Source organism: Nitrosospira sp. Nsp14 (genome assembly GCF_900113575.1).
In the GTDB taxonomy this organism is placed as follows: Bacteria; Pseudomonadota; Gammaproteobacteria; order Burkholderiales; family Nitrosomonadaceae; genus Nitrosospira.
Map to the genome: position 1 here is coordinate 1 of NZ_FOPV01000030.1, position 24,191 is coordinate 24,191.

18 protein-coding genes and 1 pseudogene are annotated in these 24,191 nt (G+C 54.1%); 9 read left to right on the forward strand and 10 right to left on the reverse strand.

Features of this window, described 5'->3' with window-relative positions; all coding sequences use genetic code 11:
- The first annotated feature begins 660 nt into the window (after positions 1-660).
- Positions 661-2,106, forward strand: coding sequence for an MltF family protein (locus tag BM022_RS14345; RefSeq protein WP_218146898.1), 1,446 nt, complete (start codon positions 661-663; stop codon positions 2,104-2,106).
- A 93-nt stretch (positions 2,107-2,199) separates the two neighbouring features.
- Here the strand turns inward: BM022_RS14345 and BM022_RS14350 are convergent, their stop codons facing one another.
- Positions 2,200-2,529, reverse strand: a complete 330-nt coding sequence (locus tag BM022_RS14350; protein WP_256209206.1) for a response regulator — start codon at positions 2,527-2,529, stop codon at positions 2,200-2,202.
- Between the two features lie 255 nt (positions 2,530-2,784).
- On the opposite strand from BM022_RS14350, the pseudogene BM022_RS14355 reads away from it, so the two are divergent.
- The 3 genes and pseudogenes from BM022_RS14355 to eutC all read left to right on the forward strand — a co-directional run.
- A pseudogene (locus BM022_RS14355) lies at positions 2,785-3,105 on the forward strand (recombinase family protein); the annotation flags it as partial.
- Positions 3,106-3,187: 82 nt separating this feature from the next.
- Positions 3,188-4,603, forward strand: a complete 1,416-nt coding sequence (locus BM022_RS14360) for an ethanolamine ammonia-lyase subunit EutB (RefSeq protein ID WP_091140394.1) — start codon at positions 3,188-3,190, stop codon at positions 4,601-4,603.
- Positions 4,581-5,333, forward strand: a complete 753-nt coding sequence (gene eutC / locus BM022_RS14365; RefSeq protein WP_091140395.1) for an ethanolamine ammonia-lyase subunit EutC — start codon at positions 4,581-4,583, stop codon at positions 5,331-5,333. The genes BM022_RS14360 and eutC overlap by 23 nt, the downstream gene beginning before the upstream one ends.
- Positions 5,334-5,451: 118 nt before the next feature.
- Here the strand turns inward: eutC and BM022_RS14370 are convergent, their stop codons facing one another.
- The 4 genes from BM022_RS14370 to BM022_RS14385 form a co-directional block, all read right to left on the reverse strand.
- Positions 5,452-5,865, reverse strand: a complete 414-nt coding sequence (locus tag BM022_RS14370; RefSeq protein ID WP_177191747.1) for a DUF779 domain-containing protein — start codon at positions 5,863-5,865, stop codon at positions 5,452-5,454.
- A gap of 2 nt (positions 5,866-5,867) precedes the next feature.
- The gene (locus BM022_RS14375) at positions 5,868-7,388 is read right to left on the reverse strand and encodes an acetaldehyde dehydrogenase ExaC (protein ID WP_091140397.1); all 1,521 of its coding nucleotides are present in this window, start codon (positions 7,386-7,388) and stop codon (positions 5,868-5,870) included.
- A 1,009-nt stretch (positions 7,389-8,397) separates the two neighbouring features.
- The gene (locus BM022_RS14380) at positions 8,398-11,547 is read right to left on the reverse strand and encodes an efflux RND transporter permease subunit (RefSeq protein ID WP_091140399.1); all 3,150 of its coding nucleotides are present in this window, start codon (positions 11,545-11,547) and stop codon (positions 8,398-8,400) included.
- A gap of 12 nt (positions 11,548-11,559) precedes the next feature.
- Entirely contained in the window at positions 11,560-12,729 is a 1,170-nt protein-coding gene (locus BM022_RS14385) for an efflux RND transporter periplasmic adaptor subunit (RefSeq protein WP_091140401.1), read from the reverse strand.
- A 592-nt stretch (positions 12,730-13,321) separates the two neighbouring features.
- On the opposite strand from BM022_RS14385, the gene BM022_RS14395 reads away from it, so the two are divergent.
- Positions 13,322-13,681, forward strand: a complete 360-nt coding sequence (locus BM022_RS14395) for a hypothetical protein (protein ID WP_091140404.1) — start codon at positions 13,322-13,324, stop codon at positions 13,679-13,681.
- 237 nt (positions 13,682-13,918) lie between these two features.
- On the opposite strand, the gene BM022_RS14400 is transcribed toward BM022_RS14395, so the two are convergent.
- From BM022_RS14400 to BM022_RS15625, 3 genes are all read right to left on the reverse strand, one after another.
- On the reverse strand, positions 13,919-14,839 hold the full coding sequence (locus tag BM022_RS14400) for a CHAD domain-containing protein (RefSeq protein ID WP_091140405.1): 921 nt from the start codon (positions 14,837-14,839) through the stop codon (positions 13,919-13,921).
- Positions 14,836-15,378 (reverse strand): inorganic diphosphatase, encoded by a 543-nt coding sequence (locus tag BM022_RS14405; RefSeq protein WP_091140407.1) that lies wholly within the window; start codon positions 15,376-15,378, stop codon positions 14,836-14,838. Before BM022_RS14405 ends, BM022_RS14400 begins: the two co-directional genes overlap by 4 nt.
- Positions 15,379-15,733: 355 nt before the next feature.
- Positions 15,734-16,093, reverse strand: a complete 360-nt coding sequence (locus tag BM022_RS15625) for a hypothetical protein (protein WP_177191748.1) — start codon at positions 16,091-16,093, stop codon at positions 15,734-15,736.
- Between the two features lie 880 nt (positions 16,094-16,973).
- On the opposite strand from BM022_RS15625, the gene nhaA reads away from it, so the two are divergent.
- Entirely contained in the window at positions 16,974-18,818 is a 1,845-nt protein-coding gene (gene nhaA, locus BM022_RS14415; protein WP_091140408.1) for a Na+/H+ antiporter NhaA, read from the forward strand.
- A gap of 273 nt (positions 18,819-19,091) precedes the next feature.
- Here nhaA and BM022_RS14420 read toward each other — a convergent pair whose 3' ends face one another.
- Entirely contained in the window at positions 19,092-19,352 is a 261-nt protein-coding gene (locus tag BM022_RS14420) for a cupin domain-containing protein (protein WP_218146899.1), read from the reverse strand.
- 349 nt (positions 19,353-19,701) lie between these two features.
- On the opposite strand from BM022_RS14420, the gene BM022_RS16295 reads away from it, so the two are divergent.
- The 3 genes from BM022_RS16295 to BM022_RS14435 all read left to right on the forward strand — a co-directional run bounded on the left by BM022_RS16295 (position 19,702) and on the right by BM022_RS14435 (position 23,374).
- Positions 19,702-21,441 carry an FAD-dependent oxidoreductase gene (locus BM022_RS16295; RefSeq protein ID WP_091140412.1) on the forward strand — a complete coding sequence of 580 codons (1,740 nt, stop codon included), beginning with the start codon at positions 19,702-19,704 and terminating at the stop codon, positions 21,439-21,441.
- Between the two features lie 651 nt (positions 21,442-22,092).
- The gene (locus BM022_RS16300; RefSeq protein WP_305728860.1) at positions 22,093-22,857 is read left to right on the forward strand and encodes a hypothetical protein; all 765 of its coding nucleotides are present in this window, start codon (positions 22,093-22,095) and stop codon (positions 22,855-22,857) included.
- A 160-nt stretch (positions 22,858-23,017) separates the two neighbouring features.
- Positions 23,018-23,374 (forward strand): hypothetical protein, encoded by a 357-nt coding sequence (locus BM022_RS14435; RefSeq protein WP_256209207.1) that lies wholly within the window; start codon positions 23,018-23,020, stop codon positions 23,372-23,374.
- Positions 23,375-23,513: 139 nt separating this feature from the next.
- Here BM022_RS14435 and BM022_RS14440 read toward each other — a convergent pair whose 3' ends face one another.
- Positions 23,514-24,125: an SRPBCC family protein gene (locus BM022_RS14440; RefSeq protein ID WP_256209208.1), complete on the reverse strand. Its 612-nt coding sequence runs from the start codon at positions 24,123-24,125 to the stop codon at positions 23,514-23,516.
- Positions 24,126-24,191: the final 66 nt, after the last annotated feature.

The window sequence follows — 24,191 nt, forward strand, 5'->3', positions numbered from 1 at the left end:
GGGATCTCTTCATCGCTTCAAACTCCTTCAATAAGGGAGCCAGATGCGACTTTACTCTAATTTAGAACTGCCCTAGTTTTTGGGGATGACGTCAAGAGGTTCGACAAACATTTGAGTTGGTTTGCGAGAACGGGACCGTATTTATTTGGGGGGCCAAGCTTGAGAGGTTCAGCCAGATGCTCAAGATGTTTCCGCGTCAATGCCTATTCCTATTTAGACAAGGTGCCCACGTTAACAGGGTAGGCGTACTCTGTGAATCCATTATTAGCCTGGAATTGGCCAAGGAACTCTGGGGGTGGATGTAGATGGTGAAACATGGGGATTGATCTTCTTTTTCCGCGATATGATAGAACTTTCGGTACCCGTTTTCGTATTTGTTTTAAACCTGCGGCGGTTAATCTAGACAGAACCCGAGCCTGGATCAGAGCGCAAAATCCGCTACATCCGCCTGACAAAGCGGATCTTGTTATTTGCAATTGCCGGTGCAGCGGATCACCTATTCGGCGCAGGTAATGGTTTCGAACGGCCCAGTCAGAGACTCATCGATTTCAGTATTTAGATGCAACATTTCGGCATCTTCCTGTTTTTCCGATTCCGGAATGCGATAGGATTCTGTAGCGGAGTAACCCGGTTATGGCGGGAACACAAAGGGGCCGTTTCATGAATCATAGGCATGTGTTGTTTGCATTTGCTGTTGTTCTGGTGGGTTGGATGTACGGAATGCCAGTATTCGCGCAGCAGGGAGCGACCAAGCTCCGTCAACTGAGTCTGGAAAACAAGCCGTGGAAAGGCGACTTCGATCAAATGCTCGAGCGGCGCGTGATACGTGTGCTAGTGCCGTACAGCCGAACTCTCTACTTCGTAGACAAAGGCCGCGAGCGGGGCATCACGGCCGACCTTGTGCGCGACTTCGAGCGTTACATCAACAAGAAATACGCCAAACAACTCGGTAAACGTCCTCTTACGGTATTCCTGATCGTCACCACACGTGACAAGGCTCTATCGGGTGTCGCCCAGGGTTTGGGAGACATCGCCGCTGGCAATTTTACGGCTACCGAAGAACGGCGCAAGATCGTCGACATGGTTGCGCCGAGCGACCGCAAGCATGTGCAGGAGTTGATCGTGACAGGCCCAGCATCCCAGCAGATTGGGACGCTAGACGATCTTGCAGGCAAGACCGTACACGTGCGCAAGGCGTCAAGCTATTACGAGAGTGTGCTGGCGCTGAATAAGCGCCTACAGAAAGAAGGTAGGGTGCCGGTCAAGATTACCGAATTACCCGATGAGCTGGAAGACGAGGACGCGCTTGAAATGCTCAATGCGGGTTTGTTTAAGTTCATGGTGGTCGATGATTGGAAGGCTCGCATGTGGGCGCAGATCCTACCCAAAGTCAAAGTGCGAGAGGATCTGGTGATAAGGGCAGAGGGCTATACAGGTTGGGCAATACGCAAGGAGAGTCCGAAGCTTAGGGAAGTGTTGATGGATTTCTACCGGAATTCCGCGCAGAAGCAAAGCGTGTGGCTACAGGTACAGTATCATAAGCGCATCAAGAAGATCGGGAACAATACCTCGGGGGAGGAGCAAAAACGCTTTGAGGCAACGCTCAAACTATTTGAAAAGTATGGCGGGAAGTATAATTTCGATCCATTGATGCTCGCAGCGCAAGGATATCAAGAGTCCCGGCTCAATCAGCAGGCACGTAGCCCCGCTGGCGCAATAGGCGTCATGCAACTTATGCCCGCCACGGGCAAAGCACTGCAGGTAGGCAATATCCGCGAGATCGAGCCTAATATTCACGGTGGCGCCAAGTATATGGATCAGATCGTGACCCGCTACTTTCCGGATGCAAAGTTTAGTGAGGCGGAGCGTTCGCTTTTCGCATTTGCCGCCTACAACGCTGGCCCCGCCAATATCGCGCGCATGCGGAAACTTGCGGGAAAGCGGGGGCTCGACCCCGACAAATGGTTCAACAACGTGGAAATCGTAGCCTCCGAACGGATCGGTACTGAAACCACCACCTATGTGCGCAACGTCTATAAGTATTACGTCGCCTACAAACTCACGCAGCAAGCGCACCATGGTGCGCGTGAAGCGATCGGAAAATAAAACTACTGGGCGGTGATAATAGAATGGGACGCAGCGTGTGAGGTCCCGGGAAATTTAGACGGCCCAAATAGTTGGGTCAAGCCGGATCGGTAATCAGCGGGCTTGAATCGAGGAAATCAGGGCTGACAGGGTTTGGAAATTCACGGGTTTGGTAAGGTGGTGATCGAAGCCGCTCTCTTTCGACCTCTGGCGATCCTTTTCCTGACTCCAGCCAGTGAGTGCAATGAGCTTGGTATCGTTGAACTCCGGTTGCTGCCGAATCCGCCGCGCTACCTCGTTGCCGTCCATGCCCGGCATGCCGATATCCATCAAAATCACGTTCGGCCGATAATCAGGAATGGCCGCAAGTGCAGCAGGACTAGCCCTCGGCAGGGTGATCGTCAGTAGTAATAGGGTCAAGGTAACGAAGTGCGGATCTGACACGTGTTCAATCGTATGGCGGAATTAACGGGGCTGACCTGCTAAGAATTTTGTAGCGACCCGCTGAGCGAGTCTTCATGTTAAGTTTTTACATGGAGAGGCGAAAATGAAGAAGCGGTTTAGTGAAGAGCAGGTCATTATGACGAACCCTCAGTCAGTTCTGACGCGGCGGGGATAAGGCTGCCAAAGCGACCACCTCGCTCTGGGATAGATGATGGATTTGCATTGTCAAGACAGGGTGAACTGGATCTCGACCGGCTAAAAGTTCGAGGGATATCAGTTCAGTTCATCAAAGAGAATATGAGCTTTACCGCTGGTGGCGAGGATCCACGTTCCACACTGATGTGCACGACGCTCAGCGCCTTCGCGCAGTTTGAGCGGGCTCTTATAAGGGAAAGGCAGCGAGAAGGGATAGCTCTGGCAAAGGCAAAGGGAACGATTTACAAGGGCAGGAAGCTAGCCTTAAATGCGGCGAGGATTGCTAAGCTGCGGGAACAGACGGCAGGAGCAAACCGGACAAAGCTGGCGAAAGAGCTTGGAATTAGCAGGGAGACTCTTTATCAGTACATAAGAAACTAGAACGGGCTATAAATAGGATAATTTCGGCAGCTTTTGGGGATTAGCTCCTACGGCTTGAAGCCCTTGTGTGCACCGCATCTATATGGCCTACTCCTATTCCATTCGAGACATCAACTATCGCTTCGACGATCTCAAGGACTTGCTTGCCAAAGCTTCCCCACCGCGCTCGGGCGACTATTTAGCTGGTATTGCCGCAACCACCGCCGTTGAACGCATGGCTGCAAGGATGTGTCTGGCCGACCTCCCGCTCTCCATTTTTCTCTCCGAGGCAGTGATACCTTATGAAGCCGACGAGGTGACTCGCCTCATCATCGACCGGCACGACGGGGTGGCATTCTCCGAGATCAGCCATCTCACCGTCGGTGATTTCCGCGACTGGCTTCTTGCCGACAGCACGGATGAAGCAACGCTTTCCCGCGTTGCTCCCGGCATTACGTCCGAGATGGCGGCCGCCGTTAGTAAGCTCATGCGCAATCAGGATCTGGTTCTTTCAGCCAAAAAATGCCGCGTTATTACCCGGTTTCGCAATACGATCGGGTTGCCCGGAAGGCTGTCGGTCCGTTTGCAACCCAACCACCCTACCGATGACTTAAGAGGTATTGCTGCTTCCATGCTCGATGGATTGCTTTATGGTTGTGGCGACGCGGTGGTCGGGGTCAATCCAGTATCGGATAATCTTTCCGGACTTATCGGCCTTCTGAATATGCTGGATGAGGTGAGAAGACGTTTCGATATTCCAAGCCAGTCCTGCGTGCTTACGCACGTTACCAATACTATTCGCGCTATCGAGCACGGAGCGCCCGTAGACCTGGTGTTTCAGTCCATAGGAGGGACCGAGAAGACCAATGCGAGCTTTGGCATAAATCTGGATCTGTTGCATGAGGCCCATGAGGCGGCCCAGTCGCTTCGCCGTGGCTCCGTCGGGGACAACGTGATGTATTTCGAGACAGGACAGGGCAGCGCGCTTTCTGCGGACGGAAATTTCGGCGTGGATCAGCAGACGTGCGAAGCCCGCGCCTATGCGGTAGCGCGGGAGTTTAGACCGCTTCTGACGAACACTGTTGTCGGATTCATCGGTCCCGAGTATTTATACGACGGCAAGCAGATCATTCGCGCGGGTTTGGAAGACCATTTCTGCGGCAAGCTCTTAGGGGTTCCTTTGGGGTGCGATATTTGCTACACCAACCACGCAGAGGCGGACCAGGATGATATGGATACGCTGCTCACTCTGCTTGGAGCGGCAGGCGTAACGTTCATAATGGGTGTACCAGGGGCCGATGACGTAATGCTAAATTACCAAAGCACATCGTTTCATGACGCGCTTTATCTGCGTGCCCTACTGGGTTTGAAAAGGGCACCGGAATTCGAGGCATGGCTGAAAAAAATGAAGATTACGGGCGCGGAAGGCCAACTACTCACCGCAGCATCTGATCATCCATTACTTTCTGTCCTCCCCGAGGCGACGGGAGCGCAGGATGAGCGAAATCATTCGGATTGATCCCTGGCAGAGGTTTCGCCGCTTCACGTCGGCCCGGATTGCTCTCGGACGTGCCGGCAGCAGTTTGCCAACGGCCGAACTATTGCGCTTGGGCCTGGCGCATGCGGAGGCGCGCGACGCAGTACATCTACCTCTAGACGTGGCGGCGTTGGAGAGAGATTTGCAAGCTACGCCTTATCGCACTTTGGGAGTCCACAGCCGCGCTCCTGATAGGGCCATATACCTGTTGCGCCCGGATCTGGGTCGGCGCTTGGATGATGCTAGCGCAACCCGGCTGGCTGAGCAGCCGAGCAGGGGCTTCGATATTCTCTTCACCGTGGCCGATGGTCTTTCTCCTGTCGCAGTGCAACGCCACGCGTTGCCCCTTCTGCAGTCATTAGAACCACGGTTGCCGGCTGACTGGTCGGTTGCACCTCTGGTAATTGCGGAGCAGAGCAGAGTCGCCTTGGGAGATGAGATCGGGGAACTGCTTGGTGCAAAGACCGTAGTCATGCTCATCGGGGAGAGACCGGGACTAAGCTCCCCCGATAGTCTGGGCATTTATCTCACTTTCGCGCCGAAAATCGGGCGCACAGATGCTGAGCGCAACTGTATTTCCAATATAAGACCGGAAGGCCTTAATTATGATGCGGCCGCGAAAAAGCTTGTATGGTTGCTGGGTGAAGCGCGCCGAAGGCAGCTTAGCGGCGTGCTGCTGAAAGACACGAGTGAATCGTTGGAATTGAAATAACACGTGCTTGACCAACTCCCTAATCGTGGGGAGACGTCTAGAATAACCAACCTATGAGCAACGCAATGAATAGGTGAGGTCGAAATCCAGCTCCAGAAAAAATAGGGCCAAAAGGAAATCAGATTGAATCCTGCAACCCCCGCTTGGGCTCACCTAGTGCCTCTAGCTCTCTCATTTGTTCGTCCGTAAACACTACTGAGCGAGTTAAAAAGCGAATTCCTTCGGGAGCTTCAAGCGAGAAGCCGCTTCCCCTTCCCTCCACCACATCAATCAGCAATCCAGTATGACGCCAATACTCAAACTGTGGGCCACTAATATAAAATGGCTGGCGCTCAATCGCGCCAAGAAAAACGTCAGAATCGCCAATCTTGAACTCGTTGCGCATGTAACACATTGGTGAGCTGCCATCACAACAGCCGCCCGATTGGAAGAAAAGAAGTGCCCCATGTGTAGCTTCTAATTTGTGAATCCATTTAGCCGCTTCAGGTGTTACGTCGACACGGCGGATAATATTTGAGTTCACATGGCTCATGCTCAAAAAAACCCCATTGGCTTTTTATCGTAACTTACCAGCAAGTTTTTAGTTTGCTGATAATGTTCCAACATCATGCGATGGTTCTCGCGACCGAAACCTGACTGTTTATAGCCACCAAACGCGGCGTGTGCGGGATACAAGTGGAAACAATTCGTCCATACTCGACCTGCCTGGATGCCCCGGCCAACCCTATATGCTTTATGCATATCACGCGTCCATACTCCCGCTCCTAACCCATAAAGCGTATCGTTTGCAATTGTTAGCGCCTCTACTTCATCCTTGAATCTCGTCACCGACACGACAGGCCCAAAGATTTCTTCCTGGAAGATACGCATCTTGTTATGCCCCTCAAAAATCGTCGGTTTAATGTAGTACCCGCCTTTAAGATCCCCCGGTAATGAGTTGCGTTCCCCGCCCGCGAGTACCTTCGCTCCTTCTTTCTTGCCAATATCAATATAGGACAGGATTTTCTCGAGCTGATCGTTTGATGCCTGCGCACCAACTGTGGTTTCGGTATCAAACGGATCACCCTGGTTATTATGGCTCACTCGTGAAATAGCCTGATGCAAAAAGTCATCGTAGATAGCGTCCTCAATCAACGCACGAGACGGGCACGTGCAAACTTCTCCCTGATTAAGTGCGAACATTCCAAAACCCTCAAGCGCCTTCTCAAAGAAACCGTCATGCTGAGACATCACATCGGAAAAAAAGATATTAGGTGACTTTCCACCTAACTCGAGTGTTACGGGAATTAAATTCTCCGACGCGTACTGCATGATAAGCCGGCCTGTAGTGGTTTCGCCTGTAAACGCTATCTTGGCGATTCTCTTATTCGAAGCCAATGGTTTCCCTGCTTCTGCTCCAAATCCGTTTACGATATTAACGATACCGGGAGGCAAAAGCTTCTGAATGAGTTCGGTTAAGACTAGTATGCTCCACGGTGTCTGCTCGGCGGGCTTGATAACCACGCAATTTCCCGCAGCTAAGGCAGGTGCCAGTTTCCATGCGGCCATAAGGATCGGAAAGTTCCATGGAATGATCTGACCCACCACTCCGAGTGGTTCGTGGAAGTGATATGCGACCGTATGCTCATCAAGTTGACTGATACCTCCTTCCTGCGAACGAATGCAGCCTGCGAAATATCGAAAATGATCGATTGCGAGCGGGATATCAGCTGCAAGTGTTTCACGAATGGGTTTTCCATTGTCCCACGTTTCCGCCACCGCGAGCATTTCGAGATTTTGTTCCATCACGTCGGCGATTTTGTTCAAGAGAAGGGCGCGTTCTGCTGGTGACGTCTTTCCCCACTTATCTTTGGCATGATGAGCCGCATCTAGAGCCATTTCAATATCTTCAGCCGTGGAGCGGGGGATGTCACAGAACGGTTGACCTATGACTGGTGATATGTTTTGGAAGTACTGCCTCTTCATTGGCTCAGGCCATTCGCCGTTGATGAAGTTACCGTACTTTGCTTTGAACTGAACTTTTGCACCTGCTTGATTTGGACGCGCGTAAATCATTCCGCTCTCCTCATGAGATACTGTAAAAATATTGAAGAAGCTACAACATCTTTTTTAGGATAATGAATGTGAAAGCTGAGTTGTATTCGGGCAAACAAGATGATGAACTGTGGAGGCTTTGGGCCATATTTGAAGCAGCAAGCTAGAGGTGCCTGAGGTGGCACGAGTACATGGCCACTTCGATAATCAGGGCAACGGTTAGAACGAGGTTGTCGACTTTAAAGCTTTGGCTGATTTTCATGATGAACCCCTATTTGATTTTCACCAGGGCTTGGGACGCGCCAACAATAACCCTATGCCAATCCAATTCAGATCCAGATCCAGATCCAGATCCAGATCCAGATCCACTAAAACTAGATGAAGGATTGGAGAAGTCAAGGAAGGCAAAGGTGGATCTCTGTTTTAGGTCCCCGCTGTAGGTCTGACTTTCCCGTTCTATCCCGTTTCGGAAAAGTGCCGAATCCTCAGGCTTAACTCCACCGTTGACAATTTGGGCCATCTGCGCGACCCTAGCCTTACGCTAGTGAGTGGACTGTTCGTGTACATGGGAAACCGGACTACTCGGCTATCCAGTTAGCACTAGCGTTTCCACATCATCTATCTCCAGCGTATATATCTGGTCTCCGTTAATCTCCGGCCTTACAAACTCCCTTATCGTCATCCGCAAGCGCCGTATCTCCCTGTTAAAGGGCATGGGCGCGTCGAATATGTGAATCGCCTTTGATGTTCAGCGCGTCCTTTTCCTTCCTTCCAACGCGGCGTTCGGCTCTTATGGAGCTACGAGCAATCGGTCTACATTGGCAATAGCCGCATTTAGCCCTAGCCGATGGAAATAACCAGGGTGTCCTGCGGTTAAATAAGTGATGCAGCCGCTGTTTTCTTTCAGTCGTTTTATATTTGCTGGCTTGCTGGCTTGCTGGCTTGCTGGCTTGCTGGCCTATGAGGCAACAGCCGCACTAATAGCTTTTGTAAAGAGAGGGGATAGTGCTGCCAGATGGCGTCTGTACCTTCAACGAGCTGTGCCGTGTTGCGCGAGCTTGCCTCCTGTCAGCAAGCGCAAGCCAACGTAGAACACGGGCGTCAGGAACAGGCCGAACAGGGTCACGCCGATCATGCCAGCGAAGACGGTGATGCCAGTAGCGGAGCGCACTTCGGCACCGGCACCGTGCGAGAGAACAAGGGGGATGGTGCCGGCGATGAAGGCAACCGAGGTCATCACGATCGGCCGCAGGCGCAGGCGGCAGGCTTCAAGCGCGGCCTCGACGACACCCTTGCCCTGAAACTCCAATTCACGCGCGAATTCGACGATTAGAATTGCGTTCTTGCATGCGAGTCCCATCAGCACCACCAAGCCTACCTGCACAAAGGTATTGTTGTCCCCGCCGAAGAGCTTTACTCCCGCCAGCGCCGAGAGCATGCACATCGGCACAATCAAGATCACCGCGAGCGGCAACACCCAGCTTTCGTACAGCGCGGCGAGCACGAGAAAGGCCAGCAGGATTGCGACTGGAAACACGAGCAGCGCCGCATTGCCCTGCGTGGCTTGCTGGAAGCTCAAGTCCGTCCACTCGAAGCTCATGCCGCTCGGGAGCACGGAGCCAGCGAGTTCCGCGAGCCTACTCATCGCTTGCGCGGAGGATAAGAGCTTTGGATCAGCTTCGCCGATGAAGTCGGCGGCCGGATAGCCGTTGTAGCGCAATACCGGATCAGGACCGAAGCTCTCATGGATCTTTACCACCGAACCGATCGGCACCATCTCGCCGTGCGCGTTGCGCGTCTTCAGATTGATGATGTCCTCGACCGTTCTGCGGAAGTGCCCGTCACCCTGCGCATAAACACGCCAGGTGCGGCCGAATAGGTTGAAGTCGTTGACGTAGGCCGAGCCGAGATAGACCTGCAATGTGCCAAACACGTCGGTGAGAGCCACGCCTTGTGCCTTGGCTTTGATGCGATCGACGTCGACATCGAGTTGCGGCACGTTGGACTGGTAACCCGAAAAAGGGAAACCCATGGCTGGGTCCTGCATCACCGCACCTTGCAGCGCGCCGACTGCGCCCTGCAGCGCTCCGTAGCCAAGACCGGTGCGATCCTCCACAAACAGCGAATAACCGGCACCCGTGCCGATGCCTTCGATCGGCGGCGGCATCAGGATGAAGGCCATGCCTTCCTCGATGCGGGAAATCTTTTCCTGGATCTCGTCGGCGATTTCCTTCGCGCTGCGGCGGCGCTCGTTGAAAGGTTTCAGGATGGGGAAGGCCACACCGTAGTTCGGCGTGTTGGTGAACTGCGTTGGATTCAAGCCGATCATCCCCGGCACATTGGCAACGCCCTCTGTGTTCTTTGCGATTTCGACCACCTTTTTCAAGACCTTGTCGGTACGCTCGAGGGAGGCGCCCTCGGGCAGCTTCACGCCGGCGATCAGATAGAGCTTGTCCTGAGTCGGGATGAAACCACGCGGCACGAGATTGAACATAAGGCCGGTGCCGAACAACAACAGCGCATAGACCGCGAACACCCTGCCGCGACGCTTCAGGATACGCGCCACCGAGCTGTGATACTTGTCAGAGCTGGCCTTGAAGAAACGATTGAACGGACCGAATAACCACCCGAAGGTGCGGTCGATGCCGCGTGCGAGCGCATCCTTCGGCGCGCCGTGCGAATGGAGCAGTTTGGCTGCGAGCGCTGGAGACAAGGTCAGCGAGTTGACCGCCGAGATGACTGTCGAGATCGCGATCGTCACGGCGAACTGCTTATAGAACTGGCCGGTCACGCCGGTTAGGAACGCCATCGGCACGAATACCGCGCAAAGCACGAGTGCGATCGCGACGATCGGGCCCGAAACCTCCTTCATGGCCTGATGCGCGGCTTCGAGCGGCGTGCGGCCCTCCTCGATATTGCGCTCGACGTTCTCGACCACGACGATCGCGTCATCGACAACGATTCCGATCGCGAGCACGAGGCCGAACAGGGTCAGTGTATTGATCGAGAAGCCGAGCACGTAGAGCGCAGCGAATGTGCCGACCACTGAGACCGGCACCGCGATCAATGGAATGATCGAGGCGCGCCAAGTCTGCAGAAACAGAATCACGACGAAGACAACCAGCAGCACGGCTTCCAGCAGCGTGTGCACTACTCCGTCGATCGAGTCGCGCACGAAGATTGTGGTGTCGTAGTCCGATCGCCAGGTCATGCCAGGCGGAAACTGTCTGGCGAGGTCGTCCATTTTCGCGATCACCTCGTCGCGCACTATGAGGGAATTGGCACCCGGCGCCTGGAATACGCCAATGACTCCGGCATCCTGGTTATCGAGTTCGCCGCGCAGGCTGTAGTCGGCTCCGCCAAGTTCGATGCGCGCGACATCGGCCAGACGCACGATTTCACCGTTCACTCCTGTCTTGAGCACGATATTGCCAAATTCCTCGACTGTACGCAGGCGGCCTTGCGCATTGATCGGGATCAGGAAATCGCTACCACCCTTCATCGGCTCGGCACCAAGCTGACCGGCCGAGACCTGGATGTTCTGCTCCTGCACAGCGAGCATCACATCGCCGGCGGTCAGGCTGCGGGCGGCGACCTTGTTCGGATCGAGCCAGATGCGCATCGCGTAGTCGCCGCCGCCGAACAGTTGAATCTGGCCCACGCCGGGCAGGCGTGCGAGTTGGTCCTTAATCTTGATATTGGCGTAGTTGCGCAGGTAAAGCGCATCATATTTTCTATCCGGCGAAATCAGGGTGATCAGGACCAGAAAGGTCGGCGATTGCTTCTGGGTCGTCACGCCAAGCCTGACCACGTCGGCAGGCAGGCGCGACAGAGCCTGGCTGACACGATTCTGCACCTGCACCTGTGCGGCATCGGGATCGACGCCCGGGCGGAAGGTGATTGTTATCTGCAGCACCCCGTCCGTGCCGGCAACGGATTTCATGTACATCATGTTCTCGACACCATTGATCTGCTCTTCAAGCGGCGTCGATACGGTTTCGGCGATCACTTTGGGATTGGCGCCGGGGTAGGTCGCCCGCACGATCACGGTCGGCGGTACCACGTTCGGGTATTCGCTGATAGGCAGCAACGGGATCGCGATCAGGCCAGCGACGAAGATAATGATCGACAGCACGGCCGCGAAGATTGGCCGGTCGATAAAGAATTTGGAGAAGTCCATTGCTGCGTCTTCTCACCTCGTCCTGGCGGCCGCAGGCGGTGCAGCCATCGGCACCTCATTCGGCTTCACCGGTGCGCCGGGAAAGAGGATTTTCTGCAAACCGGCCACGATGATTTTGTCATTCGGCTCGAGTCCGGACTTTACGATGCGCAGACCATCGATTACGCCACCGAGCATGATGTCCTTGCGCATCGCCTTGTTCTCCAGGCCGAGCACGTAGACGTACTTGCGATCCTGGTCGGTCATGACCGCCTTGTCGTCGATAAGGATCGCGGGGAATTCGCCACTGCCCTGAAGCTGCACACGCGCATACAGACCGGGTGTGAACAAACGGTCGGGATTGGGCACCACTGCGCGCGCACTGATCGTGCCGGTCGCTGGATCGACCTGGTTGCTGACAAAGTTCACCGTGCCGGTGTAAGGATAGCCCGTATCGCTGGCGAGGCCGACGCGCACTGGATTCGCCGAGCCGGGACGTTCACCCTTGCGCGCGAGTTCCGCATAGCGCAGATAGGTTTGCTCATCAGGCTGGAAATAGACGTAGACTGGATCCTGCGAAACCACTGTTGTCAGCACGCTCTCGTCGGCCTGGGCCAGATTGCCGACAGTCAGCAGCGCGCGGCCGATGCGTCCTGCGATCGGCGAGCGCACCTGGGTGAAATCGAGATTGAGGCGGGCGCTGGCAACGGCGGCCTCAGCCGCGCGCACGTCGGCATTACCCTGGGTCAAATTGGTTGTGCGCTGATCGTATTCCTCGCGCGAGATCGCCTGCTCCCCGATGAGCGGTTGTGCCCGTCTTTCCTGCAAATGGGCGAACTGGGCCGAGGAATGTGCGCGTTCGAGTTGCGCCTGCGCGCTTTTGAGCGCGATGCGGTATGGGCGCGGATCGATCACGAACAAGAGGTCGCCGGCCTTGACCTCGTCGCCTTCCTTGAATGCGATACGATCAATGTAGCCCGAGACGCGCGGACGCAGCTCTACCGTATCGATTGCTGCAATACGGCCAGTGAACTCATCCCATTGATACACCGGTTTCGACACGACCGTCGCCACGCTGACCTCTGGCAGTGGCGGGCCAGCATCAGGTGGCTTTCCCCCTTTGCTGCAGCCCGCGCTGAAGGCGGCAAGTAGTGCAACGAAGGACAGCGGTTTGAACAAACGGATGATATGGTGCACATGCATGGCGAGTGAGTTCGTAGGCTAGGAGTCAAGTGGTGATTTCGAGATTCGGCGCTGGAATTGAATAGTAAAATCAAGGGGAAAATTCAAAGGGCATTCGATCCATGGGCCATACGATTTTTTTTATATTGGAAGTGTAAACCATATACAAGTAGTCGCCGAAAGCGGCGAGAAGCGGGCACGATGCGTTTTGGTTCGGAATCTGCTGTGTGTTCACCCAGTTGGAGTCATCACTCGTACGCGACATGTACAGCTCGCCGCGCGTGTTGGAGCTGTATACCATGTACAAGTAGCCTCCGAAAGCGTCCATTGTTCCTGTTGTAGAAGGGAACGCGAAGATAACGGGGACTGACCGCGTACAACAAATGCGGCCAGAAGACTCGGCAGCAATGCTGGGCGTGCCACCACATGGCGGAGGGAACATGCAAAGTCAGGGCAGCAATCAAGAACCGAGGGACCGTGTGTCATAGCGCGCGTAGTGCTCTTGCTTGGGCATACGAACGATCGATAGGCCGATTGTGAAGATGAGCAGCGCTAACCACATGAGGGAGCAGCCAACACGTCGCTCGCCACCCGAGGCCATCCAGGGTTATCGGTGCGTGAGCAACAAGCGCAAGCGGCCGCGATTATCGGGATGGCGGAGCGGTTACCGGATGCGGCGGGCCGTGAGTATATCGCCGCGCGGTTCGGTGGTATAACCCGGCCGGAGCACGTCACATCGATGATGAATCGGATATTCCAGCCATTGGGAACCGGCATGCACGGCAAGCGTGAGGCGTACAAGCTGCTGCTCTGCTATTTCGGTGCGAACATTGGATACCGCGCTATTCGGTACGACTTGAAGTGCCGGGATGAAACGGTGATCGAGGTCCGACGAAAGGTCTATGACACATTAGATCTGACCGGGCACAGGGCCAGGGAAGAGATGGCGCGAGAGGTGGGGGGCATGGGTTGATCGCATTGACTAGCGAATCCGTTACTGTTAACTGACAACGAACTGCCGAAACCGTCCGTCGTCGGGTAGAGTTCCCTTTGATGTGCCACCAAATATCCGTTAGTTTCGGGGATGCTTGTAAAGGGTCAAGAAAACCATTTTTCGACGGGGATCGACCAACGCCAGCTTAAATAGGAGGTCTGCGGAAAATACTTGATAGCCCATCCAATAGAAAGAATTGCGGAGCAAGGGCAAGCGTCAGGTGGACAATGCGGGCGAGCGCGACATGTATGCCTGTATATTTTTCGCGAATTGTTTAGGCTTTTTGTCATAGAGTTTCTTCCCTAAACTAAACGCGCGTTCCTGCAGTTTTGCGCGACGCCGATCAATTAATCCGTGCAGCGTTTTTATCACCTCCGCTTCAACGGGTGCGTAAGTTCCCCGCGCAGTTTCCTGTGACAGCATGGCGAGGTCGTGATCGTATCCCAAACTGTCAGCAAGTCTCTCGGTCCATTTCAATATCTTTGCCATGTCGCCCTTTGCGACAGGTTGGAGACCCTCGACTGCGTTAAGCAAATACTTCACCTGTTTTCGCCATTCATGCAATGCTTCCGGTGTCCGCACCGTGTCGGCCTCGGTGCGTGTTTTACAACCCTTGCGGTAAATGCGTCGCAGTCCTGGATTGATGGCTTCAGAATTAATAGATGCAAAGTCCTCTTTTTTCGTCAGAGCGACACAATCCTTGAGTAACCGGACACAATTTGCCTGCTCAGTTGGGGTATGTGAGAAATGGCGTCGTGCCTTTATCAAATTCGCGTGCAATATCTTCTGAAGGGGGGCAAGCTCAAAGCCTCGAAGCTCGTCCCCGTACCGATCACGCAGGGAATCGAAGGCATCAATCAACGATTTGGCATCGCGAAAGGGTGATAGAAAACGACCTGAATCTCGCAGCCGCGAATTCTCCAACTGGTAGGTTGTTTTGCTCATCCCGTCTTGCAATAGACGTAGTGCAGCTCGTGCTTTCTTCAAAGCCTTCCGCGCGTCGTGAATAGCCTCGTCCGAGATAGGGGGGTGTGGACTGACCTCCTCCAGCGCTTCGCCGATTGCTTGCTGCAGGACCTTGCATGCACGATTAGCCGGCGTATTGGTCCGAGTGGCGGTTCCCACGGCGGGCTTCATGGTTTCTGATGGCGCGTATAGCGTCGCTTGGCGGCAGTCAACGCTGCGTCGGCCTCTTCCGGGCCGCTGTGCCTGATGGGCTTGTATTCACGGCCCTCAGCCTGGTTGTATGAAACAAAGAAATGCTCTATTTCTTTTAGCCAGCCGTCGGGAAGATCATCAATGTGTGCAAAGAGGGCTGGATTTACAGGGGTTACCGGTACGGCCAGGAGCCGATCATTGCGGATCGTCTTTCCTTTCTCGGTCTGTTCACCGGATATTCTGCCGATCAGTTTGCCTGTTATAAGACATCCCGCAAAGCTTGGTACTTCGCTGATTACCAGCACATCGAGCGCATCTCCATCTTCGGCATATGTCATTGGAATGGAGCCGAAGTCATAAGGGAAGGAAGCGCCAGCCGGCAGAATCCGGCTCAAGCGAAAGCACTGAGTTTTCTCGTCATACTTGAATTTGTTGCGGCTGCCTTTTGGCGTGTCGATAATGATATTGACAAGGCCGGACTCAGCCCGGGAGCCCAAACTATCAAGAGGTCCACTCATGCAATGCTCCTGTCAAGAATCCGCGGATCGATCGAGTACCGATAAGCGCGAGCACCAGCACGATCAAAGAATGGTTCCAAGAGTCATTTTAGTTCTCCTGGTTTGGATTATTCATTTTTATTATTACCCCTTCCGAGAATCTTCTCTGTTCGTTGGCTAACAAAAATACAGAGCAATTCTCGCTTCGCATAACGAGATTCACCAAAAATAAGGGAGTAGTCGGGTCCCCGAAAATATCGAACATGAGATCGGTCACTCACGCTGATTTTTTGGCGAAGGTTCCTAAAGTACTGGGAGAAGACGAGCGAAAATTTTCGTCCATCTATTGGGGTAGCATGAACCGGGAAAAACCCTGCTATCGCTTGCCCAAACGCGAAGCCTGCTTGATGGCCTGCCGTATAGCTACGAATTGCAGGCCAAGGTGTTCGACCGCATGACGGAACTCGAAGGAAAATTGTGGATCTGCGTTGCGAGAATTGCCTAGACAGCACGCAGATGCATTAGAAAGGTTGGAGCAGGAGCAGAAAACCGCGCGCTCATAGAGCAGCAGCGACCCGCCGTCGAGTTCGTGAGCCGCTTTGTCGAAGTCAAGAGCAGCAAATAGATTTCCGATGTAGCCGAGCTTCTTAAATGGAAGCCGCAGGCGTTTATCAAGCAGCTTGTTCAGGACGGCATCATCAAGCGCCGCGGTTGCCGGCCGTCGTACCAGATTCATCTGGATGGTCAGAAATGCTCAATTTATAACCCGCCGTTTTGCGGGTTCTTTATTTTCTAACCCCCCATAACCCGATGGTGTTCTCGTGAGCAGTTCCCGAAAGAAGGTTGTATCGCTACAACTTCCGATGAGTCTGAAGGAGAAGCGCAAATCGGGGCCAAGCCAGTGCTATGTCCTTTTTCGTATATCCAAAAAACTGTCGATTCACACCAACCTTTAAGCGGCGCCTTATGCACATATGGACCTAACGGTCCATTCCACTCGAACATGGAATGGTCGCGCTGAATGGTGCCTTTTGCCGTTCGGGTATAGATCGCATAAATGGTCATTTCTTTTCCCCCAGAATTGATTGTTATGAAGTCAATTTCGGCTCGTAAGAGGTATGTGTTGATCTTGCATGGCAACTGTTACCAGCGGATGTATGTTGCCATCAACGTTTTTCGCAAGCTTTTAATTCCACGTTCAGCATACGGGTATTCGCTCTAATGTTCGGTGCGGTATCACTCTTTGCGGCATCACTCTTAATGGTGGGTTTGGGGGTGGCTGGCTAATCAAGGAATGGAAGGACAGAGCCCATGTACTGACTCGTCTCGAGGGAGCACGTATCTTCTCGATCCAATGAAGTAAATAGGTTTCGATCTATCACACAACAATGACTCGCTCTCGCTCAGCAAGGATAGCGAGTGCCGTCCCAGTTTTTCGTTGAGCAGCTGCATGGACCGAAAGGGAACTGTAGTTTCGATATAAGCTTCAAGCTTACCTTCGTCATTACGCTCGAAGGGCTACAGGTTTCTCGTAGCTATTATCTATAATAGTTACATCAGCTACTTAACCAAGGGCGAAGTGATTGCGAATATTGTTCATAGGATGAGGCCATTCAGTGTCGCAGGTGAAGCTAAGCAGCAAGCTCGATCGTCCGGTCGATAACGACTACGACCACACACTCGGTCCAGCGATCGCTGAAATAACGCTGGTAGAGTACGGAAGCTACGCATGCCCGCACTGCCGTGCTGCAAATGAGAGAATTGCGCAGGTTCGTGATCAGCTGGGCGACCGTCTTCGTTATGTATTTCGGCATTACCCCCTAACTGGAAGCGATATTGCTCTTAGGGCTGCCGAGCTAGTGGAGCATGCGAAAGACGCCAAAAGCTTTTGGGACGCCCACATCGCGCTGATGACACGTTCGGAAGCGTTGACAGAGGAGGATTTGATTGCGGTTGCCCGCGATCTGGGGATGCCCTTACCAGATCCTGGTAAAGCCAGGGATGCCGATGAGCGTGCTAAGGCGCGCGTCCAGGCCGATGTAAAGAGCGCCCAAGTCAGCCACGCCTTGGTAACGCCGACATTCTTCATCAATGGTCGCCGCTATGATGACCCGTGGGATGAAAGCTCTTTCGCTGATGCGATGCTCGGTGCGCCCGGCCACAGGTTGCGGGGCGTAGCGCTCGACTTTGCCGACTGGGCGCCTTCCGCGGGCGTCCTGCTCCTGCTGGCGACAATCCTTGCTGTCGCTCTTACAAATTCCAGCCTTGGCACCAGCTTCGTGGCGCTGTGGGAGCAGTACCTGAGCATTTCACTCGGCGGCGCCGAGTTCGGGATGTCCTTGCTCCATTGGATCAATGATGGCTTGCTCGCAATCTTCTTTTTGGTCGTGGGGCTGGAAATCAAACGCGAATTTACAGTCGGCCGCCTCGCCAGCGCACGATCAGCAGCCCTGCCGGTTGCTGCGGCTGTCGGCGGCATGGCGGTGCCGGCGATCCTTTACCTTCTACTGACTCCCGCGGGAGCCTGGTCGCGCGGCTGGGGCGTTCCGATGGCGACCGACACGGCATTTGCCGTGGCGCTGATCGTGATGATGGGGAACCGCGTGCCAGCCGAACTGCGCGTCTTCCTGACGGCAGCGGCTATCGTCGACGACATCGGTGCAATCACCGTTGTGGCGATCTTCTACTCCGGCACGATAAACTACGGCTATCTCGCGGGCACCGCGGCCATTGTTGCGGCGCTGGCTCTCCTCAATCGCAGCCACATCTATAGCGTCACGCCCTACATCCTTTTGGGCATCGTGCTCTGGGCCTGCGTGCTCGCAAGCGGACTTCACGCCACCATGGCGGGCGTGATCCTGGCACTGTTCGTTCCGACGAGGCAGCCCCCGAATCTGACGGCGCTAATGGTCCATGCGGACGCCATCCTGACTACCGAGGCACGACGTAGCGGCGAGATCTTGAGGCACGGCCCCTCGCTTCCGGCGATGCGAGCACTCGACGCAATTCACGATCGCCTGGAATCACCGGCCGATCGGCTGCTGCGGAATGCTGGTGGCCCATCGAGCTACGTTGTGCTGCCGCTGTTCGCCTTGGCCAATGCGGGAGTCGCTGTTACGGCAGACGCCCTCACCGGCCATGAACCTCTTATGCTTGCGATTATCGCAGGATTGGTGATCGGCAAGCCCCTAGGATTGGTGTTGGCATCGGCGATCGCAGTGTGGCTCGGAATCGCCACCAAGCCTGACGAATATTCTTGGCGACAATTAATCGGAGCCGGCGCACTGGCTGGGATCGGCTTCACCATGTCGCTGTTTATCGCCAGCCAGGCATTCCCGACAGAGACCGATTTCGCCGCGGCCAAGATCGCGGTGTTTGCCGCCTCAATAGCATCAGCGATCCTCGGCGTGGCTATCTTATGGAACGCGGGTGGGCAGCGTGTAGGAAACCGGGGCCAGTAGGACTATCGTGTACTGCGTATCCATTAAAGTCGTAACCATACAGATCCAGTCCTCGATAGATTGCAGGTAGAGATATGGGAACCTGTTGAAGAACAGCGACCAGGCTATCCTTACGCCGGTGCACTGACGCCTTACACGGCTCGGACCGGGCCGGCTCCTACGAGCCAGCACTATGGTCATCGCCGCGAATAGAATGAAGAGGCGGGACCAATAGGAAATTCTTTCACCACAGAGCGAGCACTCTAACCCAAAGGTGCAAGTCGAAGCGCGCCTTTACTTTTCCAGTACCGTAGACGGAGCGCCTTTCTCCTTAACCATGAATAAGAGGAATTTTGCCGGCGTTGTGCTGCTTGCGTTCCGGCTAACGGTGTGAATATCGTCTGGATTTTCATAATAGCTCTGGCCCGGCGTCAGCGTGATTTCTTTTCCGCCTTTCACCTGCGTCACAATGGAACCCTCCAGTACGTAAAGGAATACTTGCGCGTTGTGGCGGTGGACAGGGATTGAATAGCAGCGGATTGCCTTTACGCTCAAGCAGGCGGAGCTCGGAAGGCAGATTTATGTCCTATCGTTCAATGTCCAAGATCCCTGAACGCGGGGCCTCGTTGGTAATACACCTATTCCTATCATTGACAATCGTTGGTCCTACGTCCAGTATTAACTAAGAGCGTCCAGCTAGTTCTTGCGTGTAACGGATGAGAATATTTAATGATTCGCGTAACGGTCCGGGGAATAGCGTGGACCAAGCCGCCTTTTACAGTGCAAGTGATTGCCTGCGCTTGAGTCAGTTTGCTTGTACCCCTGAGCCTACAAAAACCAGCAGTTACCCTGGCACGAGAAAGGAAATCAACAGGGATGAAAGGGCCTGAAGGCGATTGTAAAAATGAATGACATTTCACCCAACACAGCGGATTTTCCATTGCCGCCAAGCCTGGAGTCGCGCCGCGAGCAGATGTTTCCCAAGCTCGCCCCCGCAGAGATTACCCGGTTACGGCGTTTTGGCACGGTGCGTACGTGGCAGCCGGGTGAACTATTATTCGAACCCAACAGGCCGGGGACCGGCATGTTCGTTTTGCTGCGCGGGCACATCCTGACCACCCGCAAAAATGGCCTGGGCGTCGAGATGCCCATCATTAAAGCCGGACCGGGGGACTTTACGGGCGAAGTCGGTCAGCTTTCAGGTCGTCCTCCTCTTGCCTATGGGCGTGCCCTCGAGGAGGTCGAAGCATTGGTGATAGATCCGCCTTCGTTGCGCGCTGTAGTCGTGGTCGAGGCTGAGCTTGGAGAGCGGATTATGAGAGCCCTGATCTTGCGACGTGTAGGACTGATCGAAATCGGCGGAGGCGGCCCGCTACTGATTGGCCCCCCCGGCGGTGCGGGCACGGTGCGATTGCAGGGATTTCTTTCAAGGAACGGTCATCCCCATGTGCTGCTGGATCCGGCCCTTGATAGCGTTGCGGAAGATGTGACGAAGCTCCACCAGCCGCGTCAAAATGAATTGCCGCTGGTTGTTTGTCCCGATGGAACGGTCCTTAAATGCCCCACCGAAAGGGAGCTTGCGCGTCACCTCGGCTTGTATATCGATCTGAGCGCCGACCATGTCTACGACGTTGCGATCGTCGGCGCTGGCCCCGCCGGTCTTGCTGCTGCGGTATATGCTGCGTCGGAAGGATTTTCCGTACTTGTGCTCGACACTTATGCATTCGGCGGTCAGGCGGGCGCAAGTGCGAGAATCGAAAATTACCTCGGTTTCCCGACCGGTATCTCCGGCCAGGCGCTCGCAGGGCGCGCTTATGTTCAGGCGCAGAAATTCGGCGCTCAAATGGTGGTGCCAGTCGAAGTGACATCGCTCGATTGCACACGCTTTCCTCATGCGCTCCAACTGGATTGTGGCGTACGGGTTTCCGCAAAATCCGTGGTTATCGCGACAGGCGCAAAATATCGGCGTCCCGCCATACCCGAACTCGAGAAATACGAAGGTCGCGGCGTCTATTACTGGGCTTCCCCGATCGAGGCCGGGCTATGCCGAGAGGAAGAAGTAGTGCTCGTGGGCGGCGGCAATTCAGCGGGACAGGCGATAGTATTCCTGGCGGGCCACGCGGCGCATGTGCATCACTTGATTCGCGGACCAGATCTGGCAAAAAGCATGTCGAAATATCTCATCGACCGTATCGGATCGCTGGCAAACGTTACCTTACATACGGAATCCGAGATCGTTGCAATCGAAGGCTGCGAAGAAGGGGTGAGCGCCGTTCATTGGCGCCATCGCAAAAACGGCAGCATGCAGAGGAAATCAACCCGGCGCATTTTCCTGTTCGTGGGGGCCGATCCGAATACCGGGTGGCTTGAGAATTGCGGCGTGAAATTAAATGACAAGGGATTTGTATGCACCGGCCTGGATCTCTCGCCTGCCGACCATGAGCAATGGGCGCATTTGGTAAATGGCCGCCAACCCCTACAGCTCGAAACTTCGGTACCAGGGGTATTCGCGATCGGCGATGTACGTGCCAACTCAACCAAACGTGTCGCTGCCGCTGTGGGTGAAGGTGCCGCAGTGGTCGCCCAGTTGCATGCCTTGCTTGCATTGCATGAAGGGTATTCCGGCGCAATCCGCGCACCGTGATTGCCTTTTGCAGAAGCGGACCAACAAGCTGAGCTACGGGTATTCCAGGTGCCAGCACTCAACTTTGAAGCTTTATGGATTAGTTACGAAGACGAAGGCAGGGATCTGCTCATTCCATTACATACAGTAGGCCGATTACCTCAACACAGACCAGTGCCATTGAGCGAAGCTTTGGATGTGTTAAGGGAAGCCACGCGGCCATTAGCAAATATGGACGATACGATGGGAGCGTGACGTAACCAGCGATTTTTGCCAAGTCGGCGAGAAGCACTGCCAAAGCCAGAATCCCGTACCAAGGGGATGATTGCTTGCAAACTGAAAAGGCATCATTAGGAAAGATCGACTATCCAAGGTCCTTCGGGGGCTGTACTTCCGCTGTGTAAATAAAACCGTCCCTCTGAACACATATTGCTGAGTATGGGTATTTGAGCTAACTAGCGCTAGATGAAGCGCCCAGGGATTCTACAATGCCCATTTCGAACTCCTTCGTACCCTTGATCCATTAACTTTCATTGCAGCGGTCGTGCTACCTCCTCATATAACCATAAAAATTATGTGGTATTTACCACAGATCATTGTACGAGGCCAAGTTACCGTAGGCTTGCGTGGTGATTGCACCCTAACTTTTTATTGCTAATGAGGAGAATGATCATGACCGCGATACATGGGGCAAAACATAACGACAATGACACGTGGCAGTGGGTAAAGGGTGACTTCTGGCGCCCCATCGACCCCTTACTCCCCATCAAGCCCTTGCCCCCCATCGACCCCCGGCCCCTCGTCGAATTCTTCCGCCCCATCGACCCCTTACCTCCGATCGACCCCTTACCTCCGATCGACCCCTTACCCCCCATTAAACCCTGGCCCCTCCTTCAAAAGAAATTTTTTCCGTCATTAAAGGGCACAAGTAACGATGACACCATCTTTGGTTACGAAGGAAATGACAAACTTTATGGGTATGCCGGTAATGACACTCTTTACGGCGGTGACGGCAACGATTATCTCTACGGTGGAGACGGTGACGATACCTTAACTGGGGGGCTGGGAAAAGATACTCTCAATGGGGGAAGTGGAGCAGACAAGTTTGATTTCGATTCAGTCAGTGCGAGCCCGGCGGAAGGGCAGTACGATAGCGTGACTGATTTTAGTAAAGACAGATGGGAGTGGGACCCTCTGGTCCGACCACTTCGTCACCTAATCCCAGGGGATAAGATCGACCTTTCGGCAATCGATGCAAACATGAACGCGCGGACGTTGGGGGATCAAAGCTTCAGTTCGGGGCAGTTGTCATATGATTTGGTCACGGGAGTTCTAACTGCGAATGTATATGGGGGTGCGGACCTTCAAGTAAAAGTGGTCGGTGTCGATGGATTGCCTGTCGCCGGATTTAATCCCAGTGTAGATGTGATTGCGTGATGGGAACATCACCGTAGAAATTTATCTGCAAATTGCAGATAGCTAAGAGTAGGAGGCCCCTCACTGTTCAGAAACCGCTGGAGGCGAGGAACACGCTTTTATCATCAGCCGATATGGCAAGGGCATGAGGGGCTTAGGTAGGTTGGGCGGATCTCGCAGCGTGGCCCATGATATCAACGATGCTGGGCAGGTAGTCGGCACATCCTTAACGAGCAATGAGATGGTCCATCATGCTTTTATCACCGGCCCAGACGGCGAGGGTATGATCGAACTGGATACGCTGGGAGGAGCCAAAAGCTGGGCCGCCGGAATTAATGATTCGGGGCAGGTGGCGGGCAGTTCACAAACCGCTGGAGGCAAGCAACATGCTTTTATCGCTGGCCCCAATGGAGAAGGCATGGTGGACCTCAATTCACTGGTTGAGCTGCCTGATGGGCTGGTTCTCGTGGGAGCCGCCGCCACGCAGGTCAGGTCACCGCCGTCGCCATCGTCCCGGAACCTGAAACCTATGCCTTGATGCTTGTGGCCGGTCGAGTTCATGGTGCGGGGTAAGGAGGCAACCGGCGGTGTTTAGCTTAATTTAAGCTTCAATATTTTGTTCCTATGCTTGCAAATGTAGCTCCGTGCCCGAGCAATCGCTCTTAACTGGTCATTATTCATCGCGTTTCTCTCATGCCCATTTCTTTAAGACTTGCCCTCTTCCTCTTGATTATCTCATTTCGCATTTCGTTGAACTGCTCTCGCATTTCATGCTCGATGAAGATCTTTCCCACTGCCGCAGGAATCCAGGCTTTTGGAATGGCATCAGTACGATGGATCACGCGAGTTTGCCCGCCTTCATCGATTAGATGAGTCATGCCTTCCAATTTATGCATGTTGCCACTGATCAGGTGCGTTCGTATTTTATTGTAAGGGACCAATCTTACTTCCCGTGTTGACTCGAATGGATAGGTGAAAGGTCCATAAGTCCCAGCGCCGCGCTGGAAAATTGTAAGCTTGTCTTCAGAAACACTGATCACCTTGCTCTCCTTCAAGTTGGAGACAAAATCAGCCATGCGGTCGAAGTCGATCAGCACCTCCCAGACCTCCTGCTGGGTTGCGGGAACAGCAAAATTAAGATCAATAACGATGTTTTCTCCGGCTATGTTTACCTGAACTTCAATGTCCTTACCCTTGAGCGAATCTGCTGACGACCCCGCTGTAAATGTCAACGCCGGTTTAAAACTGACCCACTTTTTGGTTATTTGGCCGGAATAAAACTGACCCACCCGGACATTTAATTTTACTAAGCCTTGACCTTTACATGCCCGGCTTTGCGTTTATCCTTGAGCCGG